The sequence below is a fragment of the Desulfothermus okinawensis JCM 13304 genome, assembly GCF_054654515.1.
Map to the genome: position 1 here is coordinate 1 of NZ_BAAIEW010000035.1, position 24,051 is coordinate 24,051.

The window sequence follows — 24,051 nt, forward strand, 5'->3', positions numbered from 1 at the left end:
GTGGATATTCGGGAAGTGGCGCAGTCTGGAAGCGCACCTGCCTTGGGAGCAGGGGGTCGCAGGTTCAAATCCTGTCTTCCCGATTAAAAAAGGCCAACACCAAGTGTTGGCCTTTTTATTTTGTCCATAAAGGAAAAAATAAAATTGTAACAATATCTTTATTCAAGTTTTGACAACCTTGGGTTAGAAATAAGAAAAAATTTCTGCTGGTTCTGTTTTACCTTTTAGTTTGTGTTGTCCCATGTTTTTAAATTTTGACTTTAGATCTTGTTCTATTGCTAAAAAAACTTCTTTTGATATAGAGATCTTTGTGTTTAACTTCCTGTTTATTTTTTCAAGTCGTTGGGCTATATTTACCGTGTCTCCGAGAACTGTGTATTCTAGCCTTTCCTGAGATCCTACTAGGCCAGCAACTATTGGACCAAAGTGAATCCCTATGGTATTTGAAATAGAATATTCCCTTAAAACCAATTTTTTATTTAATATTTCACAGGTTTCAATCATTTCTAAAGCCGCATAAACTGCGTTATTAAATGGATTTTCAATTTTTTTTGGATGCCCAAAGACTATTAGCATTCCGTCTCCCAGAAATTTATCCACATAACCGTCCCATTTTTTTACAATATCCACCATGTGGGTAAAATAGTGATTTAATATATTCACCACAGAAGTTGGGGGTAAATTTGAACAAAGGGCAGTAAAGTTTTTTATGTCGCAAAAAACAATTACTGCTTCAACAATACTACCTCCTATTTTAGGATCATTTGTAATCATTTCTTTTACCAAAGTAGGATCTACTATTTTCCCTAAAAACGACCTCAGTAATTGTTTTTCCTTAAGTTCTGATATCATGTTATTGAAGTCTCTTAAAAGTTCTCCTATTTCATCTTGTCTGTTTACCTCCATTTGTCTAAATTCTCCATTGGATAAGTTTTTAAAAGCCCTTCTAAGTAGATTTAGAGGTTGGATAAACTTATTGCTAAAATAAAGGCTCAGGAGTATGCTAAGAATTATACTTACACTTAAGGAAATTAAACCTGCCCTTTTTATAAGATACATTTTTTTATGTAGTTTGGATAGAGACATATCTACGCCAATTAATCCCACTGCTTCTTGTTTTGAGTTGTATACTGGGCAGTATCCTGACATGGTCCATCCCATTTCATCTTTTACAGGTTTTTCATCTGTTGATGGTTTAACAAAACCAAGGAGCAGAGATTTAGGGGGATCTTCATATACGTGACCAACCGAGTAGGGCATCTCGTCATCAGTGATTTTCCCATCGTGATTGTCGTCACTGGGCGGTGAATCTACAATAAAAGTGACCTTTGAACCCGTAAGTCTCATGGTATACACATAGAGTATCTCATCATTTGAGTTTTCAATTTTTGAGATGATTTTTTGAACCCTTTTGTAATCAGTGGAGTTCATGTCTTCTGGCTTTGTTATTTTTTCCAGTAAATCACCAGGCATTATTTGAGAACCTATTTGGGCAATAGTTAATAGCTCTTTTTTTATTGTTCTGTATAAGGCCTCTTTGGATTGGATATAGAAATAGGAACCTGTTGCACCAGTGATCATAAAATTGATTGTTAAAATGCCTAAAAACATTTTGTATTTAAATTTCATGGTTAAGACCGGTGATGAGGAAGTTTGTATTCAGTAAGGGATGAAATTATACCTTAATTGCAATTGATACACTTTAGTTTTTATCTTAGACCTATAAAGAAGAATTCTATTGCTGAATCTTTGCTTTTATATATTTAAGTTAACTCTTAAAAAATCAGTTTTCAGCAGACTCAATAAAAATTTTCAGTTTATCTCCTGGGTATATCCTGGCATCTCTATTTAAGTTATTCCATGTGACCAGTTGATTTGTGGTTACTCCGAATTTTTTAGCTATACCCCAGAGGTTATCTCCTTTTTTTACCCTATATAAGATTTGTTTGAGAGCTTTTTGAGCGTTTTTTAATGATTTATAATCAGTTATTGGAACATAGAGTTTCATTCCCGGTGTTAATACAGATCTTTTACTTAACCTATTTGCAACGAGAAGAGTGGTTAGGGGGATATTGAATTTTTTGGCTATACCCCAAAGGGTGTCTCCTGTTTTGACTATATAATTCCCACGACTGTTTTTCCACTTACTGCTCCCATATGTTCTCAGGAACTTATTATTGGAGCCCTTACGTGCAAGGAAAAATGCTTTGGACTTTGGTATTAATATAGATCTTCCAGGTCTTAGCATATTTGAGTTGGTCCTATTTATCCTTTTTAAGATATTAATTGGTACCCCAAAACGTCTGGAGATTCTCCACCATGAATCACCGTTTTTTATCCTATACCTATAAAGACCTCCATATGGTCGAATTGTCTTTGTCTTTATTAAATTTATGGCCCTTGCCTTTAAAGCCTTAGGTACATAAATTAGAGAGACTATGTTTGGGGGGGTTACATATCTTTTAAAATGGGAATTCCATTTTTTAAACTCTTTCCATGGTATCTTCAAATTTTTGGCCAAGGTATAAAGATCGGTTCCTTCTCTAACAAATACTCTTGCGGGAAGTTTTTTGTTGTCCACATATATGGGCTCAAACCCTAGTTTTTTTAAATTTCTGATGATTTTTAATATGGCCATAAATTTAGGTACATACATCCTGGTCTCTCTACGAAGGTACCTGGGTTTTGCTATATGGAAAAAGTTATTCATTTTACTTTTTCTTAAGGCCTTTGAGATTTTTCCCTCACCAGCATTATAGGCTGCCAAGGCCAAGTACCAGTCACCAAACATCTTGTATAGGTCTGAAAGATATTTTGCTGCAGCTATTGTGGATCTAAAAGGATCTAAACGCTCGTCTATCCACCAATTTACCGTTAGTCCATATTTCCTTGCTGTGGCGGGCATGAACTGCCAAATACCAGCTGCTCCTGCCCTGGAATATGCCCTGGGGTTAAAACCGCTTTCCGCAAAAGGCAAGAATATTAAGTCATCGGGGATATTATATCTTCTGAAGACACTTAAAATATATGGGAGATATGGCTCTGCCCTTTTTAACCACCTCTGAAAAGTCTTCCTTTGTATTTTTGAATAGTAATTAAAATATCTTTCTGTGTATTTGGTGTCCTTGATTTTTAATACAAAGTTAAAATCTGTTTCTGTGGTGTTAATAGGGGTCACTATTTTTTGTTTTTGGTTAGATGATACCCTGGAAGAATTTTTGTGAGATTCCTCTAATTTTTCTATCTCATTTGGAGATATTGTTACTTCCTTTTCTAAGGGTTCAGGCTGATCAATTGAATCTTTAGAATTTTCTTCTTTCCTTTTGTTTATTAGAGCCTGAGATTTTAGTTGAGTTTGTGTGGAATTGTCTATATTTTTAGTCCTTGATATTTTTAGACCTTCTATAACCAATCTTTGATGAGTATCTGTTTTGTAAAATGAGCAGGCATATAAAAAAGATGTAAAAATGGTTACTAGAATTATTAATCTATACTTGTACATAGTGGACTCCCCTGGAGTGTAATATGAATAGTCATATTGTTTTTGGCAAACAGATTGTTTTGGATATGTTGAACAAGTCTCCCCATAAAGTTGAGATAGTTTGGATCCAAAAAAATCGATTCAAAAATGTTAATGAAATATTAAAACGTTGTCAAAATAATAAAGTCAAGTACCAATTTGTCCCCAGGCAGCGTCTTGATAAAATTTGTGGACTAAAACATCAGGGCATTGCTGCAAAGATCTTTGCCCCAGGTTTTGTGGATGAGTATCAAATAATATCTAGGATGGATGATTCAGAACTACCTTTAATACTGGCACTGGATCAGGTACAGGATCAAGGGAACATTGGTGGACTTGCTAGAACATTGTATGCGTGCGGTGGATGTGGAATTGTATTAACGAAATTTAGATCAGCCCAATTGGGAGAACGTGCCATAAAGTCTTCTTCTGGGGCGCTTTTAAATTTACCTGTTGCCAGGGTCTCAAATATAAAAACATTTCTAAGTATTTGTACAGATAGTGGTATTTCTATCTATTACAGTGGGATTGATGATGATTGTCATAATCTCTACTCTGTATCGGTTAGTTTCCCTGCAGTGTTGGTCTTGGGAAATGAGGAGAAAGGAGTTAGAAAAAGTGTTAGAGACAGATGTAAGAGGGGTTTAAAAATCCCCATGCTAAGAGCATTTGACTCCTTAAATGTTGCTCAAGCAGGGGCTATTTTTATTGGGGAATTTTTAAGGCAATGGCTGGTAAAATAGTTCAACCAATTATGTGAGGGATGTTTTCAAACAACTGAGTGGTAAAGGTGATCATCTTGTCCATTAACCATGGGAATGCAGCAAGTAGAGCAAGAAATATGGCCAGTATTTTAGGAATAAAGGAAAGGGTCATTTCTTGAATTTGTGTAGCAGCCTGAATTATACTGACAATTACTCCAACCACCAGACCCACCCCTAACATGGGCATGGACAAAAGCAGTGTAAGTTCTATGGCATCTTTGGCAAAACCAACAACAAAATCTGGACTCATTGTTTCCTCCACTTTATCTAAAACTATTAACTAGACTGCCAATTAAAAGGTCCCAGCCATCTACAAGTACAAACAAAAGTATCTTAAAAGGCAGAGATATCATAACTGGTGGCAACATCATCATTCCCATGGATAGTAGTATACTGGACACCACCATATCAATTATTAAAAAAGGGATATAAATGAGAAATCCTATCTCAAATGCAGTTTTTAACTCACTTATCATAAAGGCAGGAATGAGTATTAGTGTGGGAACATCATCTTTGTTCTTGGGCCTTTTTAGTTTTGCAATAGAAATAAACAGAGATATATCCTTTTCTCTTGTATTTTTAAATAAAAATTTTCTGATGGGTTTTTCAGCTTTTTGTATGGCTTCTTTAAAACCTATGTCTTCATTTAAATAGGGCTGAAGGGCCTGTTTGTTGATAGTGGTCCCCACTGGATACATGATAACAAAGGTCATAAATATGGCTAAACTAACCAATACCTGATTGGGAGGCATTTGTTGTACTCCCAGTGCATGTCTTAGAAAGGAAAACACAATGACAATCCGAGTAAAAGATGTTACTGTCAAAATTATGGCAGGAGCCAATGATAGTACTGTGAGTAGAAATAGGATTTCCAAAAGGACTGAGACTTTTTCTGGTTCATGTAGATTTGCTGGTAGTTGTAACTTAAGTATTGGAGCGCTGGTCTGGGCCCCCACAGTGGATGAAATAAAGAATAGGCTAGCTAGAATTAATAGACTTATTATTGATTTTTTCTTTAAACACACTCTCAAAGTCCTGGGCATGGTCTATGTCTACCTCTTTTAATAGTGTGATATTTGACTCAGTGACTCCAATCAATAACACGCTATTCAAAAAACGCACCATTATAATGGATTTTTTGGGCCCAAGATTTAAGTTTCCCAGGACTTTGAATTGGTTTTGTTTGACATTACTTAGAGTTGTGGGAGAAAATTTTTTTATGGCAAATAATATCCCAATTAAAACTGCCAATAATATGAGCAAAAGGCCAAGGGCCTTGATATATACAAGGATGGGAAATTTATCCAAGTTGTTTAACCCTCTCCATGGGGCTGATTATGTCTGTTAATCTTACCCCATATTTTTCGTTAATAACCACAGCTTCACCCCTTGCCACAAGTTTTCCATTAACCAGAATTTCCAGGGGTTCTCCTGCCAGCTTATCAAGTTCTATAACTGACCCCTGGCCAAGTTGCAGAAGATCATTGATAAGAAGTTTACTTCTTCCCAGTTCAGCAGAAACACTCAAGGGGATATCTAATATAAATTCAATATCCCTTTTTTCTCCAGTTGACTGTGTGACCTCTCCGCTTATATCTTTGAATTTTACGTCTTGTGCCTGAAAAGACTTTTTTTTCTCTTCTTTTTCCTGTTTTAAATTGCCTTCCTCTTCTTCAGCAAGGGCCTTGGCCCATTCTTCTGCAAGCTTATCTTGGTCTATTTCCTCTCCCTTGGCCGCAGTGTTTGAGTCTGTTGTTTGTTCTGATTCATCCATGACTCCTTCTTCAGCAAGGGCCTTGGCCCATTCTTCTGCCAGTTTTTCCTGGTCTACCTGATTATTATCTGTCATAATAAACTCCTTGTTTATGCTAATTTTTGTGCGATTTTTGCATTTAACAGTTGATAATTCTCTATTTCCTTGGATATTAAAAGGGCTTTATTCCCCTTATATACTCCTGGTTTTCCTGTAAACTTGGGAATACCTTCAACCTCAGCAATAAGCTCATCATCCACATAGGTATCAAGCAACAAGATATCCCCAATCTTTAGATTTAGTAGCTGCCTTGGGGTTATCTGGGTATTTCCCAAATTTACCACAACTTCCACTGGTGTTTCCAACAATCTTTCTCTAATCCTTATAATCCATGTCTGGTCTACCTCAAGCCTTTCAGATTGATAGGAGGCGTAGAGCTTTGACCTTATAGGTTCTATGGTGGCATAAGGTAAGCCAATGATTAGATTTCCAATGGCATTTTCCAATTCCACTTCAAAAGAAGACACCACGATTACATCTCCTGGTGGAATAATTGAAGCGAATTGCGGATTTATTTCAGTTCGTTGAAATTCAATCTGGACTTCATGAACAGGTTTCCAAGCGGATTCTACTTCCTTTAAAGCAATTTCAACTACCCTATGGACCACTGCCTGTTCAATGGGAGTAAAGTCCCTACCTTCAACTTTTGGTTGGGAACCAGAACCACCAAAGAAATTTTCAAGCAGGGCAAACACCAGTCTGGAATCAATGATTAAAAGGGCACTTCCCCTGAGTGGGTTCATTTTAAATATGTTAATGGACGTAGGCACAGGCAAGGACCGCATGAATTCTCCGAACTTTATCATGTCAACAGATGTTGGATTAACATCCAGCCTCTTTCTCATTATAGTTGCTATACTGCTTGAAAATTGTCTGGCAAATCGGTCGTTAATTATTTCCAATACAGGCATGCGACCGCGTATTATGCGGTCTTGATTAGTTAAGTCAAAGGGGACAACATCACTTTCTTCAGCAACTTCTACCTCTGTTTCTACTTCCTCTCCCTGGAGCCCTCTAAGTAATGCATCCACCTCTTCTTGGTTTAAAATTTTACTCATAGCTAATTGTGCCTAAAAATTGTGGAGTTATTAATTGTATTTGAAATTACCAGCGTTTTATTTCCCTCAACTATACAAATAATTTTAGTTAAAAAAGCCAAAAAGTCAATTTACTGGACCAAAAACTCAGTAAAGAATACCTTTGTGACTATGGGCTTTTCAAAAATTTGATTGAGTCTTTGAGCAATTTCCATCTTTAGTGCATATTTTTTTTCAAGTGTTGCAAGGTCATCAAAGGTCTTGGAAGAAAGGAGCATAATCAGTGTGTCTTTTATCATTGGCATTTTTTCTTCCACAAGTTTGCCCGGGTCTTTCCCTTTGACCTCGATTTCAATTGTTACCTTTAGATATCTCTTCCCAAGTGGGTCAGCTAAATTTACTATTATAGTGGGAAGTTGGATTAGAGATGATTTCATCTGCGGTGGTTGTTCTTCTGATCCGCCTCCTTCCTTTTTTGTATTTTCCCCCTTTTGTTTTTTTTCTGACCCCTTTTCTTTGGGGGCCTCTGTAGCTTGATCTTTGCTGGCAAAAAATTTTTTGTATGCAAAAAAACCTCCTCCACCCAAAAGTCCCAATGCCAACAACAAGATAATTATTAGTTTTAGTTTTCCCTTTTTTTTACCTTCTTCTTTTGATGCCTCTTGTTCTTTTTTTTCTTTTGCCATTTTTTTACTCCATAACTCTCTACAAATAAGTTTTAGAATGTGGCCTATTTTTTATTAGGATTTCAACACGCCTATTTTTAGCCCTATTGGCCTTTGATGTATTTGGTACTAATGGTCTGTCTGGGCCATATGCAGAAATAGAAAAAAAAGAGGGCTCCATCCTTTTATTTAGAAAAAATTGTAACACTGAGAGAGCCCTTAAATAAGATATTTGGTAATTCTTATCCCTACTTCCTATATCGTCAGTATGGCCGGAAATGTTAACCGGTGCATTCATTAGTTGAATGAGATAACTCACCTGTTCAAGGATCTTTCTTGCTAAGGGAGTTAATTTTATAGACCCCGACTTAAACACAATTTTATCGCTAAGCACAAGTACAACCCCGTCAGATCTATTGAGGACCTCTATGTTTTTAAACAGGGTGCTTTTATTTATAAACTTGGAGATGACCTCATCGGGAAAAAGTAAATCTTTTATTCTATTGGGTTTTTCTAAAATATCCCAGGGATTTTTCAGCATCTCTTTGGCCAGGGATATTCTTGTTGGGATCCTTCCCGATTCTGTTGACATTAAAAAGGCAACCTTTCCCCCAAAACCCTGAAATGCAATTTTTATGACTTCTTTATCCATGGTGGACATGCTGAGCAATAGAACAAAAAATGTCAACAATAGGGTCATCATGTCTGAGAATGTAACCAGCCATGCCTGGGAATCTCCTTTTGGACTTTCTTTTTTCTCCCTTTTGGCCATATAACTCCTTAACTCATGGTCTATTTATATTAAATTCAAACCCCTTGTATTCTAAAAGATTTTTCATCTTTTTTAGTTGTTTTAGTTGATTAAACTCTCTCATTTTGTTGGGATTGTGTAAGATATAAGACCTTTTATCCAATATAAAATCTACACGTCTGTTCTTTTTTCTGCCAAGGGCTGTTTCATTTGAATACAGAGGGTGATATTTTCCATAAGCTTCATTTACTAATTTATCTTTAGGTACTCCTAAGTCTAAAAGATATTTGTATACAGATATGCATCTTTTTATGGAGAGTATCCATGAGGGATCCACTCCATAAGATTTTTTATTGTTGAATTCCATATTTAATTCCTGACTTGCCTCAAATAATGATGTGTGGCCTGCAATAAGTACTGGATATTTTACTTTTTTTAAAACCGATGAAATTTTTTTTAATACGGTTTCCCCTTCCTTGGTGAGCTTGGCTGTTCCTTTTTTAAATAATAATTCAGCATTTACTGAAAATATTTGAATAAATTTATTTTCCCTAAAATCCAAATCCTCAGAAAAATCTTCCCATATCAAGTTTTTAAGTGGTTCTAAGTCCTGGGCTTCCATTACCCCTGGTTCTAATAATTTTACATCCTTATCCATCTTTTTCCCCATTATATTGAGATTTTGTCTGCCAATTCCAAAGGATTCACTTAAAGAACCAATAGCAAGATGCTTTTTTTTTATATCCTGCAGTGATGCCATGCTGAGCAGGAGCACAAAAAAGGTGAGGAGAAGGGTCATGACATCAGAGAAAGTGACCAGCCATTCTGGAGTTTCTTCACCGCCGCCCCCTCCATTGCTCTTTTTCTTTTTTTTGGCCATTTATTATTCCTCTTTTTTTCTCTCTTTTGGCGGTATAAAACTGTTTAATTTTTCTTCAATTATCCTCGGGTTTTCACCCTTTGATATGGAAATGATTCCTTCTAAAATAAGTTCTCTTATTAGTACTTCTTCTTTGTGTCTTGCTCTAAGTTTTCCTGCCATGGGATTAAATACCAAATTGGCCAATACTGCTCCGTAAAAGGTGGTAATTAGTGCTACAGCCATAGATGGGCCAATGGTACTTGGATCGCTCATGGTCTGAAGCATCTGGATAAGCCCTATAACTGTACCTATCATCCCCATGGCTGGAGCAAATGAGCCCATTATGGACACCACCTCGGCCCCTAGCTCGTGTCTTTCATCGAGGTAGGCAATTTCTGTTTCCAATATCTCCCTGATAACCTCGGGTTCCATCCCATCTACTGTGAGTTGCAACCCCTTTCTTAAGTAATCATCGTCTATTTCCTTTAAAATAGGCTCTAAGGACAAGATCCCCTCTTTCCTTGCCTTTTGGGCATATTCTAAAAATCTCTCTATTATAGCTGATGGGGATTCTGCTTTATATAAAAAGGTGTTTTTTATCACACCAATCACACCTATTACGTTTTTTAAGGGATAATTTACAAGGGTAGCTCCAATGGTCCCTCCAAATACAATTAGAGCTGAAGGAAAATTTATGAAAACACCTGGGCTCCCGCCCATTACCAAAGATGCAATCACAAGACCAAATGCTATTACAATCCCAAGTATCGTAGCCAGATCCATGGCAGCTCCTATTAAATTTAGACCACTCTAGCTAATAATTTCTGGGGCCAAATATACTGGTCCCAATCCTAACCAATGTAGCTCCTTCATATATAGCTTCTCTAAAATCAGAGCTCATACCCATTGATAGGTGGGGAAGCTTTATCCCTAATTTTTTTTCCAGATCTTCTTTTAGCTTTCTTAATTTGTTAAAATATGGCCTGGCCTTGTTAGGCTCTTCAAAATAGGGAGGCATGCACATAAGTCCAAGGATATTTAACCTAGAGGTCTTGTTTAAGACCTCTGTTATAAATATCTCTGCGTTTTCTTCAAACACACCTCCCTTTGTTTTTTCTTTTGCAACATTTACTTGAACAAGGATATCCAGGGAAGTGCCTAATTTTTGACATTTTTTGTCCAGTTCTCTTGCAAATTTAACGGAATCCACTGAGTGAACTAGCACGAATTTTCCCGGGATATACTTGGCCTTATTGGACTGACATCTGCCAATAAAGTGGAACCTAATATCAAGGTCTCCTAACTTTTCCATTTTTTCCAAGGCCTCTTGGATGTAATTTTCCCCAAAGTCCATTTGTCCAAGTTCCCTTGCCCATTTAATGTATTCAATGGGCTGATATTTTGACACAGCAACTACTGTGATCTCACCGGGTTTTCTTCCAGCCTTCCTTGCTGCCTGCTCTATCTGTTCCCTGATTTTATCTAGATTCCTTGATATATCTTGCTTATCCACCTTAAAACTCCCCTGAATAGATATTTGCAATAAACCTTTCGTCCTCATTCCATTTTTCTTTTACCTTTACCCACAGGTTAAGATAGACTTTGGTTCCCAATACAGCCTCTAATTCTTCTCTAGCAAGGGTACCTATTTCTTTTAGTTTACTACCCTTACTGCCTATGACAATTTGTTTGTGGTTCTTTTTGGAGACGTATATTGTGGCATGTATTTTTGTTAGATTTTTGTCCTTATCTTCCTCCCAATGTTCAATGTCCACTGCAACAGAATAGGGCAATTCTTTTTCCAACTTTAGGAACAATTTTTCCCGTATTATCTCTGCCGCCATGAACCTTAGGGGTATTGATGATATCTGGTCTTCAGGAAATAGTGGAGGCCCCACTGGTAATCGTTTTTTTATTTCTTCCAAGAGTTCAAATGACCCTTCTCCAGTTAGTGCAGAGATTAAATATATATCCACATCTGGGAAGTATTTTGACATGAGCTCCATTATAGGTAGAAATTTATTTTTGTTTTTTATTTTGTCTATCTTGTTAATAGCAATTATTGTTTTATCTAGATGATTTTTAATGGGTTTTATCAGTGGAGAGATCTCTTTTTCAAGTAGCGATAATTTGTCAATATACCTAGACCCATCTATCATAAGTAACACCACATCTGTACCGCTTAAGGCCTGCCAGGCAGTTTCAACTAAAAATCTGTTCAAGGTTTGGTTGGACTTGTGTATGCCTGGGGTGTCTAAAAATACTATTTGACACTGATCAGTATGCAATATCCCATTTATTCTATTTCTCGTGGTTTGGGGTTTTGGAGTTACAATAGATATTTTTTGACCTATATAGGAATTGAGTAGAGTGGACTTTCCCGCATTTGGTGGTCCAATCAGGGCAACAATTCCACATCTAAATTCCTTCTGCTCACTGTAATTTCCCATGGTTTTTTCTCCTTAAATTTTAATAATGCAAATATTATGACACTTATCCCCTGATGTCCATTTTTAATTATAGACTTTCATTCTAAAGAAATTTTACTTGCACAAAGTTTTGACTCCATGTATAGCGTCCAGTATTATGAAAAAGGATTTAATCATTGTTGAGTCACCTGCCAAGGTCAAGACTATAAAAAAGATTGTAGGCAATAACTACCTAGTTGAGGCCACCATTGGCCACATTAGAGATTTACCCACAAACGTCCTAGGTGTGGATGAAAAAAATGACTTTACTCCAACATACGTTATCCTTCCTGGGAAAGAGCCTCTGGTTAAGAAACTACAGCAAACAGCCAAAAAAGCCAACCTCGTATTACTGGCTCCAGATCCCGATAGGGAAGGTGAGGCCATTGCATGGCATGTTGCCCAATTAATTAAAGAAGTAAATCCAAATTTTAAGAGGATACAGTTCAATGAAATAACCCCGTCTGCTATAAGAGGTGCCCTAAATAATCTGCGAGATTTAAATGAACACCTGTTCAATTCTCAACAGGCCAGAAGGATCCTCGATAGACTCGTTGGTTACAAGATTTCTCCCATTTTGTGGAAAAAGGTAAAAAGGGGAATATCAGCAGGAAGGGTTCAATCTGTAGCCCTTCGCTTAATTGTGGATAGGGAGAGGGAGAGACAGGCCTTTGTACCTAAAGAGTATTGGGTATTTAAGGCCCATCTTGAGACCAGACAGGGTGGTGGTCTTGTTGCTGATCTGTGGAAAATAGATAACAGGAAGGCAAATATACCAAATGAAGAGAAGGCCCTGGAGCTAGAAGCCAGCTTAAAAAATGGTAGGTTTGAGGTTTTTGAGATAACGGAAAAAGAGAAAACTAAGGCACCTAAACCTCCGTTTATAACCTCCACATTGCAGCAGGAGTGCAATACCCGTCTTGGATACTCAACAAAAAGGACAATGAGCATTGCCCAGAACCTGTATGAGGGGATGGATCTTGGAGAGCTGGGTGTAAGGGCGCTTATTACATATATGAGGACAGACTCTGTGAGGGTGGCAAAAGAGGCGCAAGCCCAGGCCCGGGAATGGATAGGTTCAAGTTTTGGAAAGGATTACTTGCCCCCAAGGATTAGAAATTATAAGACAAAGTCTTCTTCCCAGGATGCCCATGAGGCAATTAGACCAGTTGATGTGAGTATTACTCCTGAAATGATCAAAAATAGTGTGTCTAAGGACCATTATCTTGTGTATAAACTCATTTGGGAGAGGTTTGTTGCTTCCCAAATGGCCAATGCCAGGATATTGGATAGTGAAATTTTAATAAATGCCCAAAATACCCTATGGAGATGCAAAGGGGAACGTATTATTTTTGGGGGATTTTTAAAGGTGTATTCCTATGGAACAAAAAAAGAGCTTATACTTCCAGAGGTTTCCAAGGGAGAAGTGTTAAAGGTAAATAAGATAGAAAAAGAGCAGAAATTTACATCTCCCCCATCTCGATATACCGAGGCCTCCTTGGTAAAAAAAATGGAAGAAAATGGAATTGGAAGGCCTTCAACCTATGCCCAGGTTGTATCCACTCTAAAGGAGCGGGAATATGTTACCATGGAAGAGAAGCATTTTGTACCCACAGAGCTTGGTACTGTTGTAAGTGATTTGCTGGTAAAACATTTCCCCAAGCTAATGGACTCTGGATTTACAGCTGAGATGGAATTAAATTTGGATAAGGTTGCAGAAGGAAAACTCAGTTGGATATCCCTTTTAAAGGATTTTGCTAAATATCTCTATCCTGCTCTGGATGCGGCTGTAAAGGAAATGGAGCAGGTGAAAAGGGGTAGGGCTACTGATATTGTTTGTGAAAAATGTGGGTCTCCAATGGTAATAAAATTTGGCAAAAATGGAGAGTTTCTTGCGTGCAGTTCCTATCCTGAGTGTAAAAATACAAAGAACTTTAGGAGGGATGAAAATGGGAATATACAGATGGTTGAAGTGGACAAAGAATATTTGGAAGTTGTAGGGAAATGCCCTGAGTGTGGTGGTGAATTGGTGGTCAAATTTTCCAGGGCTGGGTCCAGGTTTATTGCCTGCAAAAATTATCCTAAGTGTAAATATACAGAGCCATTTTCTACAAATATAAAATGTCCTGTTGAAGGGTGTGATGGGGAGATAGTTGAGAGGTCATCTAAGAGGGGTAAGGTGTTTTATTCTTGCAATAGGTATCCAAAATGTAAGTTTGCCATTTGGAACCCTCCTTATGACGAACCTTGTCCAGAATGCGGTTTTAAGATATTAGAAATAAAGCAGACCAAAAAGAGGGGAAAGTTTTTGTCCTGTCCCAATAAGGATTGTAAGTTCTGGAAAAAATTAGAGGATTAGTTATGAAAAATAAAAAGGCAGTGCAACTAGTTGGTTATAAAAATTCAGGAAAGACTCACTTAATGATAAGATTGTGCACCTTGCTAAAATCTATGGGAGTTAGAGTCGGCTGTATAAAATATTCTCATCACTCCCTGGACAGAATAGATTCTGATACTGACAGGTTGTCAAAAGAGGCAGACGTAGTTTTGGGTATCTCCCCTTCATCATATGAGATATGTTATAAAGGGAAAAAGAGCTTTTTAGATATGCTTTCATACCTGGATACAGATGTAATTTTAATTGAAGGGGGAAAACATGAAATAGATTTTTTGCCAAAGGTCGTAGTGGTAAAAGAAGATAAAGACATTGAATTAATAGATGATTTGACTATTGGCGTGTATCCCAGAAAAAAAGACATAATTTTACAGCGTGAGGGAGTTGTTGTGAGTGAGAGAGAAGATGTCTTAGTAGAAAAGATCTTAAACAGGGGGTATTTGCTACCAGGGCTTGACTGTGGTGCATGTGGATTTGAGTCCTGCAGGGATATGGGGGTTAACATTTTAAGAGGTAGAAAAAGTGTTGACTCATGTATTACAATGAATAGCCGTGATATAAAGGTTGAAGTGGATGGACAACCCCTTAACTTAAATCCCTTTGTGCAGGATATTGTTAAATCCACAATTACAGGTCTTTTGTCCAATTTAAAAGGTTATCATAAGGGAGAAATCAAGATTAAGTTTAAGGTATAATTGGAACCATGTTTTTTAAAGTAGTGACGGTCTCAGAATTTTATAATTTATTTCAAAATTTCACTCCTATTTTAGACACCTCAGTGTGTGATGCTGAAAATAGCTTACACAGGGTGGTTTCAGAAGACATAGTGGCAGATGAAGATTTTCCCCCTTTTCATAGGGCGTGTATGGATGGATTTGCAGTTGTAAGTGATGATACTTATGGGGCATCTGAATCAAATCCTGTGTATTTAAAGGTAGTGGGAGAGGTGGAGATAGACAGGATTCCAGAATTTTCCATAAATAGAGGGGAATGTGCAAAAATTGTAACTGGTGCTCCAATGCCAGATGGTGCCAATGCAGTGGTTATGGCGGAGTACACAGAAGAAATTGCCCTAGATGAAGTAGAGGTGAGGTCTAGTGTATCTCCTTTTCAGAATGTCATATTACAAGGGGAAGATTTTAAGACTAAGGATATTTTAATTGAAAAAGGCACCAGACTTAGACCCCAGGAAGTGGGTATATTAATGGAATTTGGTATAACTAAATGTTGTGTGTATGAGCCAATTAGGGTGGGGATAATAAGTACTGGAAATGAGATTGTACCTCCTGACACTAAAAAGGTTTTGCCAGGTCAGATAAGAGACGTAAATTCTTATGTAATTTCTTCAATTGTGGAAATAAATCATGCAATACCAATACGTTATGGAATTGTACCAGATGAGAAAGATACGTTAATATCAAAGATTTCAGAGGCAATTTCTAAATGCCATCTGGTGCTAATATCTGGTGGTAGTTCCATTGGCATAAAGGATCTCACTGAACAGGCCATTGGTTCATTTAAAAATAGCAGGATACTCTGCCATGGTGTGGCAATATCTCCAGGAAAACCAACACTTCTAGCCTCTATAGACAATACCCCAGTGGTTGGACTTCCTGGTCAAGTTACCTCTGCCCAGATAGTCATGCAGTTGCTTGTTGCCCCATTAATTCGATTTTTATCTAATGATAAAAACTTTTTGTCTGAAAATTATTTTCCCAAAATAAATGCTAAGTTAACACATAATATACCTTCAAAAAAAGGAAGGGAAGATTACGTAAGAGTGAGGTTAATTAAAAGAAATGACAAAATATTGGCCCATCCTATTTTTTCCAAGTCAGGTATCATCAAGAGTTTGATACTCTCCAATGGGCTAGTCAAGGTGCCGTTGTCCAGCGAAGGAATTTTAGAAGGCTCCGTGGTAGATGTGTTTTTACTTTGATTTATCTTTGTCTTCTTCTAAGAAAATTTCTATTTCAATGTCATCTTCATCACCATTTTCTTTATTTCCTTTGTTATCTTTAGAAACAACATCGTCTTCTTCTATTATCAATTCATCAAATTCTATATCCCAGACTTCATTATCTTTTTTATCATTATCCACTGTTTCTGTCTCTTCTTCAATCTGTGTAATATCCAATAATTCTTCTATTTGTTCTTCTTTTGTTTCTTTATCTACTAAAGGTATTTCTTCCTCTTGTAATCGTTGTTTATCTTGATCTGAGTCTTGGATGAAGAGAGACTCATCTAGCTCTATCTCCTCTTCCTTGTTTTCCAATGTATCCTGAATAGTAAACTTTTCTTCATCTCTTTTAGTTTCATGCGGTATTTCCCCCTCATGTTGTTCATCTTTATCTTGTAAAATATCTACATTCTCAATTGGAGTTTCTGTCATAGGTAAACCCATATCCACATCTTTACTCTGTTTTGAAGAATCTATTGTATCTTCTTCAATAATATCTGGTTCTAACATCCAATCAATATCCAGATTTTTTCTTAGATGATTCCAATCAAAATTGCATTTGGGACATTTTTCATAAAAATCAAATGTAGTGTATTTACATTTTGGACAAAACATGATTTTCTCCAATTTTAATTTTTTAAGTTGAATACTCAAATGCTTGTAGTTTAATACTACCCTTCTTTTTTTGTTGGTGTATCTTTTTTAAGTCATCTACAATGTTTACAAGCTGGCCATATAATTTTTTAATTTTTTTTCCATAGTTAGTTAATTTGTCTGCATCCTTTTTTATATAATTTTTTATAAGATAACTGTCATTTAAGACATTTTCACATAAGTTGATCACATGTTCTATTAGGTTTTCAAAGTATATTACACTTTCAAATTTGAAATCTTGGGCTATTTCCTTGATCTTTGTCAGGGCCTCTAAGTAGGAAATCTTTTTCCCTTTATACATCCTTTTAGACAATTCTTCAATTAGTTTTACTTTTCTCGCCTGCTGTATGTAAGAGTACTCTTTCCATACTTCTTGAAACACGTCTATATGTTGTTGAAAAATTTCATAATTTTCTGAATTCAACAGGTAATTGTCCAATACCTTAGAGATGTTGTTATAAAATTCATCTGAGTAGCCAATAATTCTTCTTTGGTGCTTATGGAGCCATGCATAAAGAAATTTTAACCGTTTTTCGTGGGTTTCAGTATTTTCCACTATTTCATTTCTCTTATATTTAATTTTGCCGGTATATTCACCCTTAACAATGTCGTTTAAGACATATGTCATGAAACTTATGTCCTTTATTATGTTGAAATCACTATTTGGTTCTCCTGTTATAGGATGTATGATCTCCTGTTTTAAAACAGAAAGGGCCCTGTCCGTCCTAACGTTGTTTGGGTCATATTTATGTTGTTTGTAGTAAACTTTAATTATAACACATGGAGGGTCTTCTGATATTAGGAGTCCAAGTTTCTTCAACTGTCCAATTTTGTCTGATTGTTTTTTATTTAGGCTAACCAATGCTATTTTTTCTACCTTTGGGTACATCCTTGAGTCAGTGGATCGATAAAGTGAAGTTATAGTCCTGTCTGATTGTCCCAAGACCCTGATCAGGAAGTCTTCTCCCATTTTAAATAGTTTTCTGGCAAAAAGCGCAGAAGAGGTACGTCTTTCTGAAGCAATTGGGAAACCATATAATTCCATTAAAAATTGATAAACAAATAATCTATTTATCTCATACAATCTGTTGTCTCCAGGTTGGAATTTTCCGATTTTCAGTCCAAATCTTTTTAGTTCAGTGTCTAAGTCAGAAGGAAATGAAGCATATATACCAGCAAAATAGAATTTTCCCTGGGTATTTTTGGCAATCACATGGGCCCTGTCCATGTTTAGGAGATATGGAATAAGCTTTGGATAGGCTAGAATATTGGTTATGAAGTTGCTGGTAGGATCTTTTTTAAAGGAATCGTGTAATTTTCTGGGTAATCTGCTTAAAAACACAGAGAGATTGTGTTGGACAATAGCTGGTTCATAGGGAGCAGCAGGGCCACTTACTTCAATAATGGCATCTTCAATACAGTGGAGTAGGTCAAATTGAAATACCTCATTGAAGTAGTCAATTGTCCTATCAAATGCCACCAGGCTAAAACCTGGTAAAAATGAGTATTCCTCTAAAGCAGGTTCAAATGAAGGTAGGAGCTCCTGGGGATTTACAATAGGATAAGTTTCTTTGTTTTCAAAAAAAGGCTTTATTAGACAGAATTTTATGTGAACTATGTCTAGATATTTAATTAGCTCGTTTAAATTTGAAAAATAAGCTGGACGGCTTAAGGTGTATGGATCCTTCCATTTGTAATTATTAACCAATGAAAATGTGTCTTCCCATGTTAATTTCATCGACTATTCTACTTGATTTAACTTTATGTTTATAAATTTTATTTTTCACTAAAAAGTTTATCCTACATATTGCGTTTTTGCAATTTTCAAGTTGCTGGTTTAAAAAAGTCTCATTCCTTATTTTTGGCCTTTGGATGGGCATTGTCATATATGTGCGCAATCTTTCCCATGGTGAGATGCGTGTATCTCTGGGTGGTTGATAGCCTTGAGTGGCCAAGTAATTGTTGAACCACCCTTAGATCTGCTCCAGATTCAAGCATGTGCGTTGCAAAGGAATGCCTCAAGGTATGTGGGGATATAAAAACTGGCAGGGAGGCCTGTTTGCAAGCCCTCTCAACTATTCTTAAGGCCTCTCTTCTATTTAGTCTTTTTCCCCTAACACCTAAAAAAAGCGCCTTTGTTCCCTGCTTGGGGTTAAAGGCCTTCCTTTGCTCTAAATATCTTAATATGATTTCCCTACACTTAGAAGTTATGGGAACAATCCTTTCTTTGTTTCCTTTACCAAGTACTTTCAACACCCCTTGGCTGAGATCTATGTGGTCTATATCTAGAGACAGTGCTTCACTTATCCGCAGTCCCGATCCATATAAAAGTTCCAACAGTGCCCTGTTCCTCAGCCCTTTTGGAGAATTGTCCTGGATTTTATCCAATAATTTTGTTATTTGATCTATGTTTAATACCTTTGGGTGGTGCTGAGATGTCTTTGGGTTGTTTATACCAATAATTGGATTTTTCTTGATAACTCCTTTTTTTTCTAGAAATCTAAAAAAGCCCCTAAGAGAGGATAATTTCCTGGATACTGTAGTCTTTTTTTGACCTTGAAGATGGAGGTTTTTTAAAAATGAAGTTATGTGTTTTTTTGAAATTTTTTCCACTTCATCGAATGTTATAGAGTAATTGTCTTTTAAATATTGTTCAAAGGATATTAGATCTGTCTCATATGCCCTGAAGGTTGCAGGAGAAAATCCCCTTTGACCTTTTAAATAGGATAGATAATTAGCGAGATAAGTATTCATTTCCCCTTCTGTCCATTATATATGTACTTTTCTGAGATTTTTTGGCGATTTTTTTTAAATTCACTGCAATTTGAGATGCTTCACCATAGTGTTTTAATTTTCCATTGAGATTAAATACAACACCTATGGATATTGCCATTAATGGAAATTTTTCTATCTTACCCTGTCGGTTTTTTGATACAATATAACCCCTTTCCTTGTCCGTTGGGTCATAGAAATATGGGATTATTGAATCAAAATTTTGTATTATTTTTTTACACACATTTTCTGCTTTGTTTACAGGAACAATGAACACATAATCGTCACCCCCAATATGTCCAACAAATCCTTCAGCTCCACACTCTTCCTTAACAGTATTTACCAGAATCCTGGCCGTCATCATAAGTACCTCATCACCCCTTGAGAATCCATATTTGTCGTTATATGATTTAAAAAAGTCAAGGTCCACATATCCCAGGGCAAAATCTCTTTTTGCATCAATGAGGCTTTGAATTTTTTGTATAATTGTGGTGTTTCCAGGTAGTTTGGTGAGAGGATTTGCATCCAGAAATTTAGATGCCTTGGATATGGTTAGCTCTAACCTAATCCTGGCTTCTTTGGTATTAATTGGCCGAAGTAAAAAATCATCAATATCCAAGTCAAGTACTGGTATTTTCTCGATTTCTTTGGGAATATCCTTATCAAGGCATAGTATCAAGGGGATTTGAAGGTATACATTCTCACCTTTTATTAATTTTATCATGTCCAGATAAGGGATGTCTTGTATCTTTATATCCAGTATTATCATTGCTGGGGGGGTTTGGAGTATCCTATCTATTGCGGTCTTTCCTTTTTTAAATAGAACAAGCTTGCCTTTTCCCTTTAAAAGGTCATGAAACACAGCGTTAATTGTTTCATCTGGGGATATTAGAAAGAATTCCTGGTTGTTGTTTAGCATAATTATCCTATTTGGGAATAAAGGTTAATACTTCTATTATATCCTCTAATACCTTATCCATTATTTTTGCGAGTTTTTTAAAACTAAGACCAATATCTATAAACCCTTTTTTATATAGTATTCCTACCTGGTCGTCTCCACTATTTCCAATCTCTAATACCTTGGTGATAAAGTCTGCAATGTGCACCACATTTGCGAAATCTGGATGAAACTGGGCAAATCTGGGACTGTGGTGGTAGGTAAGTGCTTCTTTTGTGGTAAGTGGTAGGTTCCAGTGCTCTGCAAGCCACGCATTTACCCTGTCATGGGAAAATCCCAGTACTTTTTTTTCAGCATTAAAATATGAAATATCCTCTTCCTCTACCATTCTATTTATTTCTTCCTTTTCTTCAGGGAGCTGAACTGCAATTACCACTTTGCCTATATCGTGCAATAGTCCTGCAACGGCGAACTCTTCAGGGTCTTTTAGTTGAAGCTCTTCAGCAATAATTTTTGAGATTGTAGCACATCCCAGACTGTGTTCCCAGAGCCCAACCATGGCCTGGGTCATAACATCAAATACTGAGGTTGAAATTATTATTCCCCTGATCACATTAAATCCAAGGAGTACCAGTGCGTGCTGTATGGTATTGATCCTCCTTGGAAATCCATAGACTGGTGAATTTACCATTTTTAATACCTTGGCAGAAAGCACCTGATCCTTGGCAATGACCTCAGCAATTTGTTTAGGTGTGGAGTGTTCATCTTCTATCATTCTTGTAATTTCTTCTAGAACTGGTGGCAGGGTGGGTAAATCCTTAACTGCCAGTATTTTTCCTTTTCTTTCAGTCCTTAGATCCTCCATGTACTATCCTAATCTTCGGTCTTGTTTTTCTTTAATTGATACGTGAAATAAATGTTGAAAAATTCTTTTACCTTTTGCATCCATTTGTTATTTTTATGTTTTCTGAAGATATAATCAAGCCTATCTAGTCTTTTTTTTATTGAAAATCCATAAGCCCCTTCTCCAAGGTCCAGGGGAGTTCCCTTGACCACAATAAATTTTATACCCTGTTTTTTTAAGATGGAAAAGTGGTTTTCTGTGAGCTCCGTGCCCTGGGCAATTAAAACCATCCCGTTTTCTTTTAATACAGGTTTGGCCAATACCATTCCTGTTTTTGCCTTATCCAGAGGAATTTTTTGCATCTTTGATCCTTATTTTGGAATGTAATATTTATTTGTTATATCCCTTTTTACCTCTCCTGCTATTTCAAGCTGGATTAGCTGGGATGTGATCTCTGATGGATGAATATCCAGGTTGTCACACATCTCATCAATTCCAGCCTCACCTTTTTTCCCAAGAAAATCCAGTATTCTTTTGGTAAGGTGGTTTGAAGGTTCACTTTTTGAGGTATGTGTGAAATTATGATGATTTTTGGATTTGGGAGTTTGTAATGGGTTAATTTGATATTTGATTTCAGATAGGATATCTTCTGCATTGCGAACCAGTATTGCGCCGTTTCTTAGGAGTTCGTTGTTTCCAGCAAACAGGGGATTATCTATGGGACCAGGGATAGAAAATACCAACCGATTTTGTTCCACTGCATATGAGGCAGTGATTAAACTACCACTCCTTTTGGCAGCCTGAATAACAAGGACTCCCAGACTTAACCCACTGATTATTCTATTTCTTATTGGAAAGTTTTCTGCTGTGGGTTTTGTTGACCATGGAAATTCAGATAAGACTAGCCCTGATTTTTTGATCTCTTCTTTTAGATATATATTGGATGCAGGGTAGTTTATATCTAGGCCTGTACCTAGAACAGCGATTGTTGATCCCACTCCCCTTAACCCTCCTCTGTGGGCAATGGCATCAACCCCTACTGCCAGCCCAGAAACAACAGTGATTCCATTTTTAGACAGTTCAGTTGCAATTGAAAGGGTGAGCTTCCTGCTAAGGCCATCTATTTCCCTCGCTCCAACTATGGCCACAGAAGGATTTTTTAAAAGGGACAAATCGCCAGCATAGTAGATGATAATAGGTGGATTAGGTATCTCAAAGAGCTGTTTGGGATATTTAGGTTCAGCAAGGAGTATGTATCTGGATTTTGATTTCTCAATTAGTTCCAGTTCCCTTGATAGTCCCTTCTCCCATCTTTTTTCTTTTAAGGCTGTGACAACTTTAGGGCTAATTCCAGTGGATACCCATGTGTTTGAATTTTTAACAGCATTTTGGGCAGATTTATATATTTTGATCAGCTTTTTCCATGTCCTGGCTCCAATTCCTGGAGTATGTTTCAATATCAGTGATGAGTAAAGTTCCCCATTCTCCATCTATGGCTCCAAGACTGTTAAAAAATTTAAAGCTATGGCCTAAAGACTTGATGTTTGCCCTTTTAATGTTTAATGTTTCTTCACTTATGCTGCTTTTTTTAGACCCCTAGAGGTCTTTTTAATGTATAAGAAGTCAAACACCATTGCAACATTAACTTTGCATTAGTCAGTTATTTAAGGAGGATTTTAATGGGTGGTGAACTTTTGTATAAGTTTTTGGGCTTAGCAATTCCTGGCGGTATATTGACATTTGTTTTTGGAATTTTTTGCGGGGGTATTTTGATTTCTTTTTTTTCCATGTTATTGGGAATAATTAAAAAAGTTAAATTTTATGAAAAACTCTCTCTCCAAATGCTGAGAATGGGTTTTTTCGCATTTTGGGTGTACATAATATTGGACGTAGCATATGGTTGCTTTATGGTGCACCTCTTTAGTTTAAAAATGGAGTGGGGACAACTAAAAGAATTATTTTTCAAAAGTTCTATTTTGCAACTGGACCTTGCTCTTTTATTTGGATCTGTTGTTTTGTTTCTCATTGTTTTTTTATTAAAGGATGTTTTAAAGAAAAATCGTAATTTTTTTACTGTAATTTTAGCGTGTGTAAACATAATATTATGGCTTGGGATATATGGGGCAATAAATTTGAAGTTTTACTATTTTCATGAAAACATCTCCTTTTTAGATATACAAATGAAAGAGATTCTGTTTCCTAAAGAACTATTTCCTGTTTTAATGTTCTGGGCTTATTTGTTTTTATCCATTGGTACTGCATCTCTATATTCCACATTTTATTTAATGCTCAGAAGAAATAGAGATGATTTTGGAAGGGATTATTATAAGTTCACTATTCCTGCATGTGCTAGATGGTGGTATGCTATAATTATTTATTTAATATTTTCAATTAGTAAGGCCTTAATGGTGTTTGGAAGTTTTAGTAAGGTGCCACTTATAGTTTGGGGGATTTTGGGGGTAGAATTGTTAGTGGTACTAATAGTCTTTACTTTAAATCACAAATTGATCAAAAGTGAACATCCAATAAGGCTTAAAGAAATCATGGTATTAAGCCCCTTTTGGGGGGTACTTATGAACATACTCTTTGTCATGGGGTCTATTTTTGAATTGGGATACAATATAGTATCGGGGAAATTTTTTTAGGAG

25 protein-coding genes and 1 tRNA gene are annotated in these 24,051 nt (G+C 36.5%); 6 read left to right on the forward strand and 20 right to left on the reverse strand.

Going from position 1 to position 24,051, the window contains the following annotated elements; all coding sequences use genetic code 11:
- Positions 1-9: 9 nt before the first annotated feature.
- Positions 10-83, forward strand: a tRNA-Pro gene (locus tag ACYQ0O_RS11875).
- 100 nt (positions 84-183) lie between these two features.
- Here ACYQ0O_RS11875 and ACYQ0O_RS11880 read toward each other — a convergent pair.
- A complete protein-coding gene (locus ACYQ0O_RS11880; protein ID WP_459893340.1) occupies positions 184-1,629 on the reverse strand; it encodes an adenylate/guanylate cyclase domain-containing protein in 1,446 nt (481 codons plus the stop codon).
- Between the two features lie 154 nt (positions 1,630-1,783).
- Complete coding sequence (locus tag ACYQ0O_RS11885; protein ID WP_459893342.1) at positions 1,784-3,502, reverse strand: LysM peptidoglycan-binding domain-containing protein; 1,719 nt, start codon at positions 3,500-3,502, stop codon at positions 1,784-1,786.
- A gap of 23 nt (positions 3,503-3,525) precedes the next feature.
- Between ACYQ0O_RS11885 and rlmB the strand changes: the two genes are divergently transcribed.
- Positions 3,526-4,263: a 23S rRNA (guanosine(2251)-2'-O)-methyltransferase RlmB gene (gene rlmB / locus ACYQ0O_RS11890; RefSeq protein ID WP_075069703.1), complete on the forward strand. Its 738-nt coding sequence runs from the start codon at positions 3,526-3,528 to the stop codon at positions 4,261-4,263.
- A gap of 1 nt (position 4,264) precedes the next feature.
- Here the strand turns inward: rlmB and fliQ are convergent, their stop codons facing one another.
- The 11 genes from fliQ to era form a co-directional block, all read right to left on the reverse strand.
- Positions 4,265-4,534, reverse strand: a complete 270-nt coding sequence (fliQ, locus tag ACYQ0O_RS11895) for a flagellar biosynthesis protein FliQ (protein ID WP_075069704.1) — start codon at positions 4,532-4,534, stop codon at positions 4,265-4,267.
- A 13-nt stretch (positions 4,535-4,547) separates the two neighbouring features.
- Complete coding sequence (fliP, locus tag ACYQ0O_RS11900; RefSeq protein WP_459893345.1) at positions 4,548-5,327, reverse strand: flagellar type III secretion system pore protein FliP; 780 nt, start codon at positions 5,325-5,327, stop codon at positions 4,548-4,550.
- Complete coding sequence (gene fliO, locus ACYQ0O_RS11905) at positions 5,263-5,592, reverse strand: flagellar biosynthetic protein FliO (RefSeq protein WP_459893347.1); 330 nt, start codon at positions 5,590-5,592, stop codon at positions 5,263-5,265. The genes fliP and fliO overlap by 65 nt, the downstream gene beginning before the upstream one ends.
- Positions 5,585-6,133, reverse strand: coding sequence for a flagellar motor switch protein FliN (gene fliN, locus ACYQ0O_RS11910; protein ID WP_459893349.1), 549 nt, complete (start codon positions 6,131-6,133; stop codon positions 5,585-5,587). Before fliN ends, fliO begins: the two co-directional genes overlap by 8 nt.
- A 14-nt stretch (positions 6,134-6,147) precedes the next feature.
- A complete protein-coding gene (gene fliM, locus ACYQ0O_RS11915) occupies positions 6,148-7,155 on the reverse strand; it encodes a flagellar motor switch protein FliM (RefSeq protein ID WP_075069705.1) in 1,008 nt (335 codons plus the stop codon).
- Positions 7,156-7,265: 110 nt separating this feature from the next.
- Complete coding sequence (locus ACYQ0O_RS11920; protein ID WP_459893352.1) at positions 7,266-7,820, reverse strand: flagellar basal body-associated FliL family protein; 555 nt, start codon at positions 7,818-7,820, stop codon at positions 7,266-7,268.
- A 19-nt stretch (positions 7,821-7,839) separates the two neighbouring features.
- On the reverse strand, positions 7,840-8,571 hold the full coding sequence (locus ACYQ0O_RS11925) for a flagellar motor protein MotB (RefSeq protein ID WP_459893355.1): 732 nt from the start codon (positions 8,569-8,571) through the stop codon (positions 7,840-7,842).
- Positions 8,572-8,584: 13 nt separating this feature from the next.
- The gene (locus tag ACYQ0O_RS11930; protein ID WP_459893357.1) at positions 8,585-9,430 is read right to left on the reverse strand and encodes an OmpA/MotB family protein; all 846 of its coding nucleotides are present in this window, start codon (positions 9,428-9,430) and stop codon (positions 8,585-8,587) included.
- Positions 9,431-9,433: 3 nt separating this feature from the next.
- Positions 9,434-10,195, reverse strand: coding sequence for a motility protein A (locus ACYQ0O_RS11935; protein WP_459893359.1), 762 nt, complete (start codon positions 10,193-10,195; stop codon positions 9,434-9,436).
- A gap of 31 nt (positions 10,196-10,226) precedes the next feature.
- Entirely contained in the window at positions 10,227-10,925 is a 699-nt protein-coding gene (locus ACYQ0O_RS11940; protein WP_459893361.1) for a YggS family pyridoxal phosphate-dependent enzyme, read from the reverse strand.
- Position 10,926: 1 nt separating this feature from the next.
- On the reverse strand, positions 10,927-11,862 hold the full coding sequence (era, locus tag ACYQ0O_RS11945) for a GTPase Era (protein ID WP_459893363.1): 936 nt from the start codon (positions 11,860-11,862) through the stop codon (positions 10,927-10,929).
- 136 nt (positions 11,863-11,998) lie between these two features.
- On the opposite strand from era, the gene topA reads away from it, so the two are divergent.
- From topA to ACYQ0O_RS11960, 3 genes are read left to right on the forward strand one after another with little or no spacing between them, the layout of a single operon-like run.
- Complete coding sequence (topA, locus tag ACYQ0O_RS11950; protein ID WP_459893365.1) at positions 11,999-14,239, forward strand: type I DNA topoisomerase; 2,241 nt, start codon at positions 11,999-12,001, stop codon at positions 14,237-14,239.
- A gap of 2 nt (positions 14,240-14,241) precedes the next feature.
- Complete coding sequence (locus ACYQ0O_RS11955) at positions 14,242-14,970, forward strand: molybdopterin-guanine dinucleotide biosynthesis protein MobB (protein ID WP_459893367.1); 729 nt, start codon at positions 14,242-14,244, stop codon at positions 14,968-14,970.
- Between the two features lie 8 nt (positions 14,971-14,978).
- On the forward strand, positions 14,979-16,214 hold the full coding sequence (locus ACYQ0O_RS11960; protein ID WP_459893369.1) for a molybdopterin molybdotransferase MoeA: 1,236 nt from the start codon (positions 14,979-14,981) through the stop codon (positions 16,212-16,214).
- Here the strand turns inward: ACYQ0O_RS11960 and ACYQ0O_RS11965 are convergent.
- The 7 genes from ACYQ0O_RS11965 to dprA all read right to left on the reverse strand — a co-directional run bounded on the left by ACYQ0O_RS11965 (position 16,206) and on the right by dprA (position 22,893).
- Positions 16,206-16,850, reverse strand: a complete 645-nt coding sequence (locus ACYQ0O_RS11965; protein WP_459893371.1) for a hypothetical protein — start codon at positions 16,848-16,850, stop codon at positions 16,206-16,208. The two genes, ACYQ0O_RS11960 and ACYQ0O_RS11965, sit on opposite strands and share 9 nt — an antisense overlap.
- A 22-nt stretch (positions 16,851-16,872) precedes the next feature.
- On the reverse strand, positions 16,873-18,627 hold the full coding sequence (locus ACYQ0O_RS11970; RefSeq protein WP_459893373.1) for a hypothetical protein: 1,755 nt from the start codon (positions 18,625-18,627) through the stop codon (positions 16,873-16,875).
- 110 nt (positions 18,628-18,737) lie between these two features.
- Positions 18,738-19,643: a tyrosine recombinase XerC gene (gene xerC, locus ACYQ0O_RS11975; RefSeq protein WP_459893375.1), complete on the reverse strand. Its 906-nt coding sequence runs from the start codon at positions 19,641-19,643 to the stop codon at positions 18,738-18,740.
- Positions 19,624-20,580 (reverse strand): diguanylate cyclase, encoded by a 957-nt coding sequence (locus ACYQ0O_RS11980; protein ID WP_459893377.1) that lies wholly within the window; start codon positions 20,578-20,580, stop codon positions 19,624-19,626. Before ACYQ0O_RS11980 ends, xerC begins: the two co-directional genes overlap by 20 nt.
- Before the next feature lie 7 nt (positions 20,581-20,587).
- Complete coding sequence (locus ACYQ0O_RS11985) at positions 20,588-21,424, reverse strand: HDOD domain-containing protein (protein ID WP_459893379.1); 837 nt, start codon at positions 21,422-21,424, stop codon at positions 20,588-20,590.
- An 8-nt stretch (positions 21,425-21,432) separates the two neighbouring features.
- Positions 21,433-21,765: a hypothetical protein gene (locus ACYQ0O_RS11990; RefSeq protein WP_459893381.1), complete on the reverse strand. Its 333-nt coding sequence runs from the start codon at positions 21,763-21,765 to the stop codon at positions 21,433-21,435.
- A 9-nt stretch (positions 21,766-21,774) separates the two neighbouring features.
- Positions 21,775-22,893 carry a DNA-processing protein DprA gene (gene dprA / locus ACYQ0O_RS11995; protein ID WP_459893383.1) on the reverse strand — a complete coding sequence of 373 codons (1,119 nt, stop codon included), beginning with the start codon at positions 22,891-22,893 and terminating at the stop codon, positions 21,775-21,777.
- Positions 22,894-23,082: 189 nt separating this feature from the next.
- Here dprA and ACYQ0O_RS12000 point away from each other — a divergent pair, with 189 nt between their 5' ends.
- Entirely contained in the window at positions 23,083-24,048 is a 966-nt protein-coding gene (locus ACYQ0O_RS12000) for a hypothetical protein (RefSeq protein WP_459893385.1), read from the forward strand.
- The last annotated feature ends 3 nt before the right edge of the window (positions 24,049-24,051 follow it).

What these genes read in the sequence shown, in the direction of transcription:
- rlmB (WP_075069703.1), top strand. Translation starts at nt 3,526, where the DNA reads ATGAATAGTCATATTGTTTTTGGCAAACAGATTGTTTTGGATATGTTG.
- fliP (WP_459893345.1), bottom strand. Translation starts at nt 5,327, where the DNA reads ATGCCCAGGACTTTGAGAGTGTGTTTAAAGAAAAAATCAATAATAAGT.
- ACYQ0O_RS11955 (WP_459893367.1), top strand. Translation starts at nt 14,242, where the DNA reads ATGAAAAATAAAAAGGCAGTGCAACTAGTTGGTTATAAAAATTCAGGA.
- ACYQ0O_RS11980 (WP_459893377.1), bottom strand. Translation starts at nt 20,580, where the DNA reads ATGCTAAACAACAACCAGGAATTCTTTCTAATATCCCCAGATGAAACA.
- ACYQ0O_RS11965 (WP_459893371.1), bottom strand. Translation starts at nt 16,850, where the DNA reads ATGTTTTGTCCAAAATGTAAATACACTACATTTGATTTTTATGAAAAA.
- fliM (WP_075069705.1), bottom strand. Translation starts at nt 7,155, where the DNA reads ATGAGTAAAATTTTAAACCAAGAAGAGGTGGATGCATTACTTAGAGGG.
- ACYQ0O_RS11880 (WP_459893340.1), bottom strand. Translation starts at nt 1,629, where the DNA reads ATGAAATTTAAATACAAAATGTTTTTAGGCATTTTAACAATCAATTTT.
- ACYQ0O_RS11920 (WP_459893352.1), bottom strand. Translation starts at nt 7,820, where the DNA reads ATGGCAAAAGAAAAAAAAGAACAAGAGGCATCAAAAGAAGAAGGTAAA.
- ACYQ0O_RS11925 (WP_459893355.1), bottom strand. Translation starts at nt 8,571, where the DNA reads ATGGCCAAAAGGGAGAAAAAAGAAAGTCCAAAAGGAGATTCCCAGGCA.
- xerC (WP_459893375.1), bottom strand. Translation starts at nt 19,643, where the DNA reads ATGAATACTTATCTCGCTAATTATCTATCCTATTTAAAAGGTCAAAGG.
- ACYQ0O_RS11885 (WP_459893342.1), bottom strand. Translation starts at nt 3,502, where the DNA reads ATGTACAAGTATAGATTAATAATTCTAGTAACCATTTTTACATCTTTT.
- era (WP_459893363.1), bottom strand. Translation starts at nt 11,862, where the DNA reads ATGGGAAATTACAGTGAGCAGAAGGAATTTAGATGTGGAATTGTTGCC.
- topA (WP_459893365.1), top strand. Translation starts at nt 11,999, where the DNA reads ATGAAAAAGGATTTAATCATTGTTGAGTCACCTGCCAAGGTCAAGACT.
- ACYQ0O_RS11990 (WP_459893381.1), bottom strand. Translation starts at nt 21,765, where the DNA reads ATGCAAAAAATTCCTCTGGATAAGGCAAAAACAGGAATGGTATTGGCC.
- ACYQ0O_RS11960 (WP_459893369.1), top strand. Translation starts at nt 14,979, where the DNA reads ATGTTTTTTAAAGTAGTGACGGTCTCAGAATTTTATAATTTATTTCAA.
- fliQ (WP_075069704.1), bottom strand. Translation starts at nt 4,534, where the DNA reads ATGAGTCCAGATTTTGTTGTTGGTTTTGCCAAAGATGCCATAGAACTT.
- ACYQ0O_RS12000 (WP_459893385.1), top strand. Translation starts at nt 23,083, where the DNA reads ATGGGTGGTGAACTTTTGTATAAGTTTTTGGGCTTAGCAATTCCTGGC.
- ACYQ0O_RS11935 (WP_459893359.1), bottom strand. Translation starts at nt 10,195, where the DNA reads ATGGATCTGGCTACGATACTTGGGATTGTAATAGCATTTGGTCTTGTG.
- fliN (WP_459893349.1), bottom strand. Translation starts at nt 6,133, where the DNA reads ATGACAGATAATAATCAGGTAGACCAGGAAAAACTGGCAGAAGAATGG.
- ACYQ0O_RS11930 (WP_459893357.1), bottom strand. Translation starts at nt 9,430, where the DNA reads ATGGCCAAAAAAAAGAAAAAGAGCAATGGAGGGGGCGGCGGTGAAGAA.
- dprA (WP_459893383.1), bottom strand. Translation starts at nt 22,893, where the DNA reads ATGGAGAATGGGGAACTTTACTCATCACTGATATTGAAACATACTCCA.
- ACYQ0O_RS11970 (WP_459893373.1), bottom strand. Translation starts at nt 18,627, where the DNA reads ATGAAATTAACATGGGAAGACACATTTTCATTGGTTAATAATTACAAA.
- ACYQ0O_RS11985 (WP_459893379.1), bottom strand. Translation starts at nt 21,424, where the DNA reads ATGGAGGATCTAAGGACTGAAAGAAAAGGAAAAATACTGGCAGTTAAG.